The 12,221-nt window shown below is 68.0% G+C and carries 9 protein-coding genes; 6 read left to right on the plus strand and 3 right to left on the minus strand.

Annotated elements, in window-relative coordinates:
• Positions 1-78 precede the first annotated feature (78 nt).
• Positions 79-2,652 (plus strand): aminopeptidase N, encoded by a 2,574-nt coding sequence (pepN, locus tag LZ686_RS00085; protein ID WP_349546602.1) that lies wholly within the window; start codon positions 79-81, stop codon positions 2,650-2,652.
• 10 nt (positions 2,653-2,662) lie between these two features.
• Entirely contained in the window at positions 2,663-3,574 is a 912-nt protein-coding gene (locus LZ686_RS00090; protein ID WP_349546603.1) for a 1-acyl-sn-glycerol-3-phosphate acyltransferase, read from the plus strand.
• An 80-nt stretch (positions 3,575-3,654) separates the two neighbouring features.
• Here the strand turns inward: LZ686_RS00090 and proB are convergent, their stop codons facing one another.
• Positions 3,655-4,770 carry a glutamate 5-kinase gene (gene proB / locus LZ686_RS00095; RefSeq protein ID WP_349546604.1) on the minus strand — a complete coding sequence of 372 codons (1,116 nt, stop codon included), beginning with the start codon at positions 4,768-4,770 and terminating at the stop codon, positions 3,655-3,657.
• Positions 4,758-5,792 (minus strand): GTPase ObgE, encoded by a 1,035-nt coding sequence (gene obgE, locus LZ686_RS00100; protein WP_194885443.1) that lies wholly within the window; start codon positions 5,790-5,792, stop codon positions 4,758-4,760. Before obgE ends, proB begins: the two co-directional genes overlap by 13 nt.
• Before the next feature lie 110 nt (positions 5,793-5,902).
• Between obgE and LZ686_RS00105 the strand changes: the two genes are divergently transcribed.
• The 3 genes from LZ686_RS00105 (at position 5,903) to eno (ending at position 9,385) form a co-directional block, all read left to right on the plus strand.
• Positions 5,903-7,291: a protein adenylyltransferase SelO gene (locus LZ686_RS00105; protein ID WP_349546605.1), complete on the plus strand. Its 1,389-nt coding sequence runs from the start codon at positions 5,903-5,905 to the stop codon at positions 7,289-7,291.
• Between the two features lie 78 nt (positions 7,292-7,369).
• Positions 7,370-8,050, plus strand: a complete 681-nt coding sequence (locus tag LZ686_RS00110) for an endonuclease/exonuclease/phosphatase family protein (RefSeq protein WP_045981399.1) — start codon at positions 7,370-7,372, stop codon at positions 8,048-8,050.
• A 60-nt stretch (positions 8,051-8,110) separates the two neighbouring features.
• Positions 8,111-9,385 carry a phosphopyruvate hydratase gene (eno, locus tag LZ686_RS00115; RefSeq protein WP_252929166.1) on the plus strand — a complete coding sequence of 425 codons (1,275 nt, stop codon included), beginning with the start codon at positions 8,111-8,113 and terminating at the stop codon, positions 9,383-9,385.
• A gap of 4 nt (positions 9,386-9,389) precedes the next feature.
• On the opposite strand, the gene LZ686_RS00120 is transcribed toward eno, so the two are convergent.
• Positions 9,390-10,805, minus strand: a complete 1,416-nt coding sequence (locus LZ686_RS00120) for an aminotransferase-like domain-containing protein (protein ID WP_349546606.1) — start codon at positions 10,803-10,805, stop codon at positions 9,390-9,392.
• A gap of 239 nt (positions 10,806-11,044) precedes the next feature.
• Between LZ686_RS00120 and LZ686_RS00125 the strand changes: the two genes are divergently transcribed.
• Positions 11,045-12,163, plus strand: a complete 1,119-nt coding sequence (locus LZ686_RS00125; RefSeq protein ID WP_148912426.1) for a TRAP transporter substrate-binding protein — start codon at positions 11,045-11,047, stop codon at positions 12,161-12,163.
• The last annotated feature ends 58 nt before the right edge of the window (positions 12,164-12,221 follow it).

The raw sequence follows: 12,221 nt of genomic DNA on the forward strand, positions 1-12,221 counted from the left end.
GCCGGCGTTCAGGCGATTAACACCGACTAAAGGCCGGGGTTCCGCTTGCGGCCGCATTTTTACGAAAGGCCGCTGACCATGTCCGTCGAGAAACCGCAGCCTGTCCAGCACCTTGCCGATTACCGTCCCTGGCCGTTCACCCTGTCACAGACCCGGCTGGACGTGACCCTGGCCCCGCGCGACACGGTCGTTCTGACCGAACTGGACCTGGAACCGTCGGACCAGCCGGTCGATCTGGTGCTGGATGGCGGCGCGGGGCTGCGGTTGCAGTCGCTGCGCATCGACGGGGTGACCGTGGACCCGGCCCACGTCCTTCGCGATGACGAGACGCTGACCATCCGCGCCGATGCCCTGCCCCGCGTGCCCTTCACGCTGGCGACCGACGTGCGCATCGATCCGCAGGACAACACCGCCTTCGAGGGCCTGTATCTGTCGGGCGGCATCTTCTGCACCCAGTGCGAGGCCGAGGGGTTTCGCCACATCACCTTCTATCCCGACCGCCCGGACGTGATGACCACGTTCCGCGTGACGCTGCGCAGCGACCTGCCGGTGCTGCTGTCGAACGGCAACCCCGTGCGCGCCCAGGACGGCGTCGCGGAATGGGACGACCCCTGGCCCAAGCCTGCCTATCTGTTCGCACTGGTGGCGGGCGATCTGGTGGCGGTCAGCGACAGCTTTACCACCCGGTCGGGGCGCGCGGTCGATCTGAACGTCTGGGTCCGTCCCGGCGATCAGGACCGCGCGGGATTTGCGATGGAGAGCCTGATCAAGTCGATGCGCTGGGACGAGGACGTCTATGGCCGCGAATATGACCTGGACGTGTTCAACATCGTCGCGGTCGACGATTTCAACATGGGCGCCATGGAAAACAAGGGGTTGAACATCTTCAACTCGAAACTGGTGCTGGCCTCTCCGGATACCGCGACTGATGGCGACTATGAGCGGATCGAGGCGGTGATCGCGCACGAGTATTTCCACAACTGGACCGGCAACCGCATCACCTGCCGCGACTGGTTCCAGCTGTGCCTCAAGGAAGGGCTGACGGTCTTTCGCGACCAGCAGTTCACCAGCGACCTGCGCTCGGCCGCGGTCAAACGGATCGAGGATGTGCAGACCCTGCGCGCGCGGCAGTTCCGCGAGGATCAGGGTCCGCTGGCCCATCCCCCGCGTCCCGACCGGTACGAGGAGATCAACAACTTCTATACCGCGACGGTCTATGAGAAGGGCGCAGAGGTCATCGGCATGCTGAAGCGGCTGGTCGGTGACGACGGCTATGCCCGCGCGCTGGACCTGTATTTCGACCGTCACGACGGCGATGCCGCCACCATCGAGGATTGGCTGAAGGTCTTCGAGGATGCCACCGGCCGCGACCTTGCCCAGTTCAAGCGCTGGTACACCGACGCCGGGACCCCTGTCCTGACCCTGCAGGAAACCTGGCAGGACGGCACGCTGACGCTGGACTTCACGCAGCAGACGCCGCCCACTCCCGGCCAACCTGACAAGCCCGCCCGCGTCATCCCGATCGCGGTCGGCCTGATCGGCCCGAACGGTGACGAGGTCGCGCCGACCCGCGTCCTGGAGATGACCGAGGATCGGCAAAGCTTTAGCTTCGAAGGTCTGGGCGCACGGCCCGTCGCCTCGGTCCTGCGCGGGTTCTCTGCCCCCGTGATGCTGCAGCGGCAGATGGACGATGCGACGCGGGCCTTCCTGCTGGCCCATGACACCGACCCCTTTGCCCGGTGGGAGGCGGGGCGCGAACTGGCGCTGTCCGCCTTGACCCAGCTGGCGCGCGGAGCGGATGCGGGCGACGACTACATCACCGCGATCGGCGCGCTGGCCGGCGATGCCGATGCCGATCCGGCATTCCGTGCGCTGTGCCTGAACCTGCCCGGCGAGGAGGAGATCGCGACCCGTCTGGCCACCACCGGCACCACGCCCGACCCCGATGCGATCCACCAGGCGCGTACGGGGCTGGCCCGCCGCATTGCCATGGCGCATCAGGATCTGCTGGCAGAACTGTACGACACGATGACCGTGCCGGGCGCCTATTCCCCCGATGCGGACGCGGCTGCGCGCCGGTCGCTGCGCATCGCGGCGCTGGGGTTGCTGGGGCGGATCGACGGCGGCGACCGGGCCGAGGTGCTGTTCGGCATCGCGGGCAACATGACCGAACGCATGGCCGCACTGGCCGTGCTGCTGCGCCTTGGCCGCGGCGACAGCGCGTTGCGGATGCTGCACGACGAGTTCGCCGACAACCGGTTGGTCATGGACAAATGGTTCGGAATCCAGGTCATGGCCGCGCCCCCGTCTTACACCGTCGCCATCGCGGAACGGCTGGCCGCGCGCCCCGATTTCGACTGGAAGAACCCCAACCGCTTTCGCGCGCTGCTGGGCGGTCTGGCGGCGAACCATGCGGGCTTTCACGCGGCCGACGGGTCGGGCTATGCGTTCACGGCGGATTGGGTGATGCGCATGGATGCGGTCAACCCGCAGATCGCCGCGCGCATGTCCACCGCGTTCGAGACATGGCCCCGCTATGACGCCGCGCGCCGCGATCACGCGCGCAATGCATTGGAACGGATCGCATCTCTCGCGGGTTTGAGCCGCAATACACGCGAGATGGTCTCGCGCATGATCGCTGCGGGACGCTGAGGGGGACGCGATGGGCAAGCATGAGGAGGCCCGCGCCGAGATGCAGGCGCGCCTGGACCCGCTGATCGCGGAGCGGGCGCCCTGGCTGTTTTCCGGACGTCCCCGCGACCGCGTGGCGCGATGGTTGATGATGCATCTTCTGCGCTATCCCCGCACCGTCGATCTGGGCGCCGAGTTTCGCGACCTGCCCCCGGCCGAGATCTTCCGCCGGATGAGCGACCTGATCGTCCGCGATCTGCAGGTCGAAGGGTTGGAGCATATCCCCGCCACCGGCCCTGCCCTGATCGTGGCCAACCATCCCACCGGCATCGCAGACGGGATCTTCCTGAATGCGGTGATCTCGCAGCTGCGCGACGACGTGTTCATCTATGCCAACCACGACATGATCCGCGTCTTGCCGCAGATGATCGACATGATCGCCCCCGTCGAGTGGCGGGTTGAAAAGCGCAGCCATGCCAAGACCCGCGCGACGATGGACTATACTCGCGACGCGATTGCGGCGGGCCGGATCGGCCTGATCTTTCCGTCGGGCCGCCTTGCCAAGCGCACCGGCCTGACCCTGAACGAGCGTCCCTGGATGGCAAGCGCCGCAATGATCGCCCGCAAGTTTGACCTGCCGGTGATCCCGCTGCGCATCCGGGCGCGAAATTCGGCGCTTTTCTACTTGTTCGACAAGATCCATCCGACGCTGCGCGACGTGACGCTGTTCAACGAGGTGCTGAACAAGACCGGCCAACCCTATCGCGTGACCATCGGCGCGCCGATCATGCCAGCGGACCTGCCGCGCAGCAGCGACGAGGCGATCCTGGCGCTGCGGCAGGCCGTCCTGTCGCTGCCCACGCCGGGCAGCACCGCGATCCGCCTGACCCGCAGCCGCGGCGTCGCCCGCCTGACCGGAGCACGGCGCCCCGTCGGCGGCTGATTGCGTCCCGCGACGGCCGGGGGGCCAGCCCCCCGGACCCCCCGCCCGGTGCCTGTGCCCGATAGGGCGTCAGACGTCCGTCACGTCACCATGTCATCGCGATGGATCAGTGCCGCCCGACCGGGATAGCCCAGGATCGTCTCGATCTGTGCCGAGTGATGACCGGCGATGGCCCGCGCTTCGGTTGCGGTATAGCGGATCAGCCCGGTCGCCAGACGCTGGCCGGCGTGGTCGGTGATCGCCACCGGATCGCCGCGCCCGAAATCGCCCTGCACTTGCGTCACGCCCGCAGGCAGCAACGATTTGCCACGGCCAAGCGCCAGGCGCGCACCATCGTCCACCATGACCGTGCCCTTGGGCTTCATCGCGGCGATCCAGCGCTTTCGGGCAAGCTGCGGATCCGCCTCGGGCAGGAACCACGTAGTCCGGGCGCCCTGTGCAACGGCCGACAGCGGGCGGAGGACCGACCCCTCGGCAATCGCCATCGCGCATCCGCCCGCCACCGCGGTGCGCGCCGCCATCAGCTTGGTCTTCATGCCGCCCTTGGACAGGCCCGACACGGGGTCGCCGCCCATCGCCTCGATCTCGGGGGTGATCGTCTCGATCACCGGCAGATGGCGGGCCGTCGGATCGGTCTTGGGGTTCGCCGTATAGAGCCCGTCGACATCCGACAGCAGAAGCAGCTGGTCCGCGCCGCAGGTCACGGCGATCTGCGCGGCCAGGCGATCGTTGTCGCCAAAGCGGATCTCGTCGGTGGCGACGGTGTCGTTCTCGTTCACGATGGGTACCACGCCCAGGCCCAGCAGGGTCTGCATCGTCGCGCGGCTGTTCAGATAGCGGCGACGGTCGGCGCTGTCCTCCAGCGTCAGCAGAACCTGCGCAGTGATGACGCCATGGGGTGCCAGGGCCTCCTCATAGGCGCGGGCCAGGCGGATCTGGCCGACGGCCGCCGCGGCCTGCGCCTGTTCCAGCGGCAGCGCGCCGGAAGGCAGGCCCAGCACCCGCCGCCCAAGTGCGATCGATCCCGAACTGACCAGCACGACGTCGCAGCCTTGCGCCCGCCATGCGGCTACGTCATCGCACAGCCCGCGCAGCCAGTCGCCGCGCAGGCCCTCGGGGCCGACCAGCAGCGCCGAGCCGATCTTGACGACCAGCCTGCGGGCCCCGCCAAGCCGCGGCATGCTCACGGCTGCCATGTCCCCTCGGGCGTTTCGGGGGCAGCGGGCGCGCGCGAGGGCTCGATCTGGGTCCACAGCGCGCGCAGCACGTCGGTCACGCCGGTGCGGGCCACGCCCGACATCAGCATGACCGGATGGCCCAGCTCCGCCTCCAGCGCGGCGCGGCGCTCGGCGATCTCCTCCTCCTCCAGGGCGTCGATCTTGTTCAGCGCGGTCACGCGCGGCTTCTGCATCAGGACCGGCGAATAGGCCTCCAGCTCGGTCAGGATGGTGCGCGCATCCTCGGCCACGGTCTCGGATGTGCCGTCCACCAGATGCAGCAGCACGTTCGACCGTTCGACATGGCCCAGGAACTGATCGCCCAGGCCCCGGCCCTCGCTCGCACCCTCGATCAGCCCCGGAATGTCGGCCATCACGAATTCGCGCCCGTCCACACCGACGACGCCAAGGTTGGGGTGCAGCGTGGTGAAGGGGTAGTCGGCGATCTTGGGACGTGCGTTCGACACGGCGGCCAGAAACGTCGACTTGCCGGCATTGGGCAGGCCCACAAGGCCCGCATCCGCGATCAGCTTCAGCCGCAGCCAGATGGTCCGCTCGACCCCCTCCAGCCCAGGATTGGCGGTGCGCGGGCTGCGGTTGGTCGAGGACTTGAAATGCAGGTTCCCCCAGCCCCCGTTGCCGCCCTTGGCCAACAGCACGCGCTGTCCGACCTCGGTCATGTCCGCGATCACGGTCTCTTCGTCCTCGTCCAGGATCTCGGTGCCGACGGGCACCCGCAGCACGACGTCGTCGGCGGACTTGCCGGTCATCTGGCTGCCCATGCCGTGCTGGCCGGACTTGGCAAAGAAATGCTGCTGATAGCGGAAATCGATCAGGGTGTTCAGCCCATCGACCGCCTCGGCCCAGACATCGCCGCCGCGGCCGCCGTCACCGCCATCGGGACCGCCGTATTCGATGAACTTCTCGCGGCGGAACGACACGCAGCCCGCGCCACCCCCGCCCGAGCGGATATAGACTTTGGCGAGGTCGAGAAATTTCATGGGACAGCTCCTTTTGCCGGATGCCGATACGCCCTTGACGCCTGTGGCGCAAGGGTTCCGGGCTGGCAATGCCGGGATGCGCGCCTATGTAATGGTCAAAGGAGACCGCGATGATCCGTTTCGACAACAGCTATGCCCGGATGCCGCAAGGGTTCTTTGCCCGCGTGGACCCTACCCCCGTAACCGCCCCCAGCCTGCTTGCGCTGAACGGACAGCTGGCGGATCGTCTGGGGCTGGACCGCGACGCGCTGACGGTCGAGATGCTGTCGGGCAATGCCGTCCCCCAGGGTGCGGCGCCGCTGGCCCAGGCCTATGCCGGGCACCAGTTCGGCGGCTTCGTGCCGCAGTTGGGCGACGGGCGCGCCGTCCTTCTGGGAGAGATTGTGGCCCCCGACGGGGCGCGGTTTGACATCCAGCTGAAGGGATCGGGACCGACGCCCTTCTCTCGTAGCGGCGACGGGCGGGCCTGGATGGGGCCGGTGCTGCGCGAATACCTGGTCAGCGAATTCATGGCGGCGATGGGCGTGCCCACAACCCGCGCGCTGGCCGCCGTCGCCACCGGCGATCAGGTGTGGCGCGAACAGGGCGGCCTGCCCGGCGCCGTCCTGACCCGCGTCGCCGCCAGCCACATCCGCGTCGGCACGTTCCAGTACTTTGCCGTGCGCGACCGCAAGGATGCACTGGCGGCCCTGACCGACCACGTGATCGCGCGCCACTATCCCGACGCAGACGGCCCCCTGGCCCTGCTGGACCGGGTCGTCGCCGCGCAGGCCGAAACCATCGCGCAATGGATGGCGCTGGGCTTCATCCACGGGGTGATGAACACCGACAACATGGCGATCTCGGGCGAGACGATCGACTACGGGCCCTGTGCCTTCATGGACGTCTATCACCCCGACACGGTCTTTTCCTCGATCGATCGCCAGGGCCGCTATGCATGGGCGAACCAGCCCCAGATCGCCGTCTGGAACCTGGCCCAGTTCGCGACCTGCCTGATCCCCCTGATGGGAGAGGAGGAGGCCGCGGTCGAGGCCGCGACCACCGCCGTCCATCGCTTTGCACCGCTGTATCAGGCCGCATGGCTGCGCCGGTTCGGCGACAAGCTGGGCATCGACGGTACCGCGAACCAGTCGCTGATCGAGAGCCTGCTGCAGATGATGGCCGAACAGCGGGCCGATTTCACCCGTGTCTTCGCAGGCCTGTCGGACGGGACCGCGCGCGACGAATTCGCAGACCCCGCAGCTTTTGACGCTTGGGCGCGAGACTGGCAGGCGCTGTCGCCCGACACGACCGTGATGGTCCGGGCAAACCCGCGGCGCATTCCGCGCAACCACCGGGTCGAACAGGCGATCGCATCCGCCGTGGCGGGCGACATGGCGCCATTCGAACGACTGTTCGACGCGATCACCCATCCGCGCGACCTGCGCACCGATTGGGCAGATCTGGCGCAGGCACCGACACCTGCGCAGGCGGTTCGCCAGACATTCTGCGGCACCTGACGGGGTTGTGCGCGCCTGCCCCTTGCGCGTGACGCGGACCCCGCCAAGATCACCCGCAACGCCAGTTCGGACGGATTGATGCTGAAGATCGCAAGCTACAACCTGCACAAGTGCCGTGGGATGACCGGCCCGCATGCGCCGCTGCGCAACCTGGCGGTGATCCGGTCGCTGGACCCGGACATCATCGCGCTGCAGGAGGTAGATTTTCGCCTTGGCGCACGCCCCGAGGCCCTGCCGCGCAACCTGATCCAGTCGGAAACGGGGCTGGTGCCTGCCGACATCTACGGCACGACCGAAAGCAGCCTGGGCTGGCATGGCCAGACGATCCTGATGCGCCCGCATCTGGCCGAACAGGCGGTGCTGCGCCGGCTGCCCCTGCCGGGTCTGGAGCCGCGCGGCGCGGTGGCCCTGCGCCTGCCGGGCCTGACGCTGATCGGCGCGCATCTGGGGCTGGCGCGGTCGTCGCGGCGCGCGCAGCTGGCCCGGATCACCGCGCAGGCCTCTCGGATCGCGGACGACCATATCGTGATGATGGGCGATTTCAACGAATGGCGCGACGACCGGGGTCTTGAATCGCTGGCCGGGTTCCGGGTCGTGGCGCCGGGACCGTCCTGGCCCGCGCCCCTGCCCCGGCTGCGGCTGGACCGGATGGCCCTGTCCACGAACCTGCACGTCCTGGAAACCGGCGTCTTCAACGAGGCCGGGGCGCGCGACGCGTCCGACCACCTGCCGATCTGGGCGCGCATCCGCTTTCCGTGAAGATTGCGAAACCGGGCTTGCGGCGCTAACAAGGCGCCAAGCATCAACCGGAGTGCGCTTATGACCGCCATCATCGACATCTTCGCCCGTGAAATCCTGGACAGCCGCGGCAACCCGACCGTCGAGGTCGACGTGACCCTGGAAGACGGCACCATGGGCCGCGCGGCCGTTCCCTCCGGCGCGTCGACCGGCGCGCACGAGGCGGTCGAAAAGCGCGACGGCGACAAGTCCCGCTATATGGGCAAGGGCGTGCTGGAGGCGGTGGCTGCCGTCAACGGCGAGATCGCCGAGAACCTGGTGGGCGAGGATTCGACCGAACAGCGCGCCATCGACATGATGATGTGCGAGCTGGACGGCACGCCCAACAAGGGCCGCCTGGGCGCCAACGCGATCCTGGGCGTGTCGATGGCGGTGGCCAAGGCCGCGGCGGATGCGACCAACCAGCCGCTCTACCGCTATGTCGGCGGCACCAGCGCGCGCATCCTGCCGGTCCCGATGATGAACATCATCAATGGCGGCGAGCATGCCGACAACCCGATCGACATCCAGGAATTCATGATCATGCCGGTCGCCGCGGAGAACATCCGCGAGGCCGTGCGCATGGGGTCGGAAATCTTCCACACGCTGAAGAAGGAGCTGTCGGCGGCGGGCCTGTCCACGGGCATCGGCGACGAGGGCGGCTTTGCCCCGAACCTGTCGTCCACCCGCGACGCCCTGGATTTCATCCTGAAGGCCATCGAGAAGGCCGGCTATCGTCCCGGCGACGACATCATGCTGGCGCTGGACTGCGCCTCCACCGAATACTTCAAGGGCGGCAAGTACGAGATGAAGGGCGAGGGCAAGTCCCTGACTCCCGGCGAGAACGTCGATTACCTGGCCGCGCTCTGCGACGCCTATCCGATCCTGTCGATCGAGGATGGCTGCGCCGAGGATGACTGGGACGGCTGGAAGCAGCTGACCGACCGTCTGGGCGACCGCGTGCAGCTGGTCGGCGACGACCTGTTCGTGACCAACCCCGTGCGCCTGGCCCAGGGGATCGAGCGTGGTTGCGGCAACAGCCTGCTGGTCAAGGTCAACCAGATCGGCACGTTGTCGGAAACGCTGGACGCCGTGCGCATGGCTGACCGCGCGGGCTATACCAGCGTCATGTCGCACCGTTCGGGCGAGACCGAGGACGCGACCATCGCTGACTTGGCCGTCGCCACCAACTGTGGTCAGATCAAGACCGGTTCGCTGGCCCGTTCCGACCGGTTGGCCAAGTACAACCAGCTGATCCGCATCGAGGAAATGCTGGGCGCCACCGCCGAATACGCCGGCCGCAGCATCCTGCGCTGAGGCCTCAGTCCGGCCCCGCCTCGGGGCCGGACCTTGCCATCTGGCCCAGGGTCTGCAGCGCGGCGGCCAGCCTGTCGCGCGGCATCCGACAGTTCAGCGCGATGCGCACTCCCTGCACCGGCGCCTGTGCCGGTCCGCAGAAATCCGACGACGGGCGCACGATCACCCCCGCCGCCGCCGCGCGCGACGCGAAATCGGCGGCCGTCCACGGCGCGGGCAGCGGCAGCCAGACCATCGGCACGCCGGCCTGACCCCGCGCATCCAGACCCGCCAACGCCTCCTGCGCCAAGGCCAGCCGATCCGCCACCTGCGCCTGAACCTCGCGGGCGATCCGATCGCCATCGCCGGACCGCAGCAGCCGCGTTACCAGCCCGGTGATCGGCTGCGACAGGCCCATATGGCTGTGCTGCGCGGCAACGCGCCCCGCCTGGCCCATCCCCTCGGGGCAGATCAGCACGCCGAAGCGCAGGCCCGCGGCGATGATCTTTGACAGGCTGCTGACATGCCAGACCCGCTCGGGCGCCAGGGCGCGCAGGCTGGGGGGCGCATCGGGACGCGGGCTGGGCGCATAGCATTCATCCTCGATGATCTGCAGGTCGTGGCGGCGGGCCACTTCGACGATGCGGTCGCGCCGGGCGGCCCCCATCGACGCCAGCGTCGGGTTCTGCGCCGAGGGCGTCAGGCACACCAGCCGCGCCCCCGTGGCGCGGGCGACGCGGTCCAGATCCTCGGGGATCATGCCCTGATCGTCCAGCGCCACCGCCTGTGTCTGGGCGCGCATCAGGCGTGCCGCGTGGGTGATGCCGGGATAGGTCAGCGCCTCGACCATGACCTGCGCAGTCTGATCCGCCAGGCACAGCGCCATGACCAGCGTGATCGCGTGCTGACCGCCGTGCGTCAGGACCATGTCGTGGTCGGCCACCGTCCCCAGGGGTCGGACGGACATCCAGTTCAATGCCGCGCCCCGGCAATCCTGGTCGCGGCTGAGCGGGGTGTAATCCAGGACCGACGCGTCCATGTCCGCCGCCATCGCCGCCAGATGCGTGGCAAGGACCCGCGCCTGACCGCAATCAGGCAGCTGCGGGATGCGCAGGTCGGCCGGGCCCTGCGGCGATGCGGGGTGGTCCAGGCTTTCGTAAAGCAGCGGCTGCGGCACCGGGCGACGGGGGCGCGCCGCGGCGATGAAGCTGCCGCGTCCCACATGGCTTTCCACGACGCCTTCGGCGGCGGCCACCTGATAGGCCCGGGCGACGGTTCCGGTCGTGACCTTCAGCCGCCAGGCCAAGTCGCGCATCGGCGGCAGGCGCGTGCCGGGCGCCAACTGGCCCGATCGCGCGGCCTCGCGCAGGGCGTTGGCCAGGGCCCGGAACTTGGGTCCGGGCTGGCCGGTCAGGTCGGGCTGCCAATCCTCGATGCGCATCTGAGCCTCCTTGCCGCGACATCCCTGATAATGCGCCGTTTTTGCGGGCACAATCGCCTGCGTACGATTGCGCGACCGCATCAGGGCCGGCGGCGTGAAATAACTTTGGGGGATCGGTCTCAGAACACTCGACAGGCCCGAAAGCGGGGCTAAACTGTCGGCCATGCAGGGTGGGAAGTTGCGGGCCGAGGGGGCCCACCGACCCAAGCGGAGGAGACAGAATGAAAGATTCCAAAGCGTTGGACCGGCGGTCCTTCATCGCGCGGGCGTCCATCGGCGGTGCTGCGGCGGCAGCCGGCAGCGTGCTGGCCGCGCCCGCCATCGCGCAAGAGGCACCGCAGATCAACTGGCGCCTGGCCTCCAGCTTTCCCAAGTCGCTGGACACCATCTATGGCGGCGCCGAGGAAATCTCTCAGCGCCTGTCCGAGGCGACCGACGGCCGCTTCCAGATCCAGGTGTTCTCGGCCGGAGAGATCGTGCCGGGCCTGGACGCCATCAACGCGACCACGGACGGCACCGTCGAATGTTCGCATTCGGTAGGCTACTACAACTGGGGCAAGGACCCGGCCTTCGCCTGCGGTGCCGACCTGCCGTTCACCTTCTCGGCCCGCGCCAAGAACGCCTACAACTATCAGGGCGGCGGCATCGAGAACTACAACACCTTCCTGGAAAAGTACAATCTGGTCAGCTATCCGGGCGGCAACACCGGCGTGCAGATGGGCGGCTGGTATCGCAAGGAAATCAACTCTCTGGCCGACATGCAGGGCCTGAAGATGCGCATTTCCGGCCTGGCGGGCCGGGTCGTCGAAAAGCTGGGCGTGGTGCCGCAGCAGATCGCCGGCGGCGACATCTATCCATCGCTGGAGCGAGGGACGATCGACGCGGCCGAATGGGTCGGCCCCTATGACGACAGCAAGCTGGGCTTCCAGAAGGTCGCGCCTTATTATTACTATCCCGGTTTCTGGGAGGGCGGCCCGACGGTCAGCTTCTTCGTGAACAAGGGCCAGTGGGATTCGCTTCCCGAAAACTACAAGTCGCTGTTCCGGACTTGCGCGCAGGCTACCGACCAGAACATGCTGGCGAAATACGACATGAAGAACCCGACCGCGCTCAAGGAGCTAGTCGGTTCGGGCGCTCAGCTGCGCTCGTTCAGCGAGGAGGTGCTGGCCGCATCCTTCGCCGCCGCGAACGAGGTCTATGCCGAGGTCTCGGCCGAGAACGAGTCCTTCAAGACGCAGTACGAGGCGATGCTGCAGTTCCGCGACGACTGGTACCTGTACCAGCAGACCGCGGAATACACGTTCGACACCTTCATGATGATCCAGCAGCGCAACGGCACCCTGGCCGTCGGCGGCTGATCGGACGACCCCATCGGAATGCGAAACCCCCGCGCAGGTGTTGCGCGGGGGTTTTTCG

The organism is Paracoccus sp. NFXS7 (assembly GCF_040148865.1).
GTDB lineage: Bacteria > Pseudomonadota > Alphaproteobacteria > Rhodobacterales > Rhodobacteraceae > Paracoccus > Paracoccus marcusii.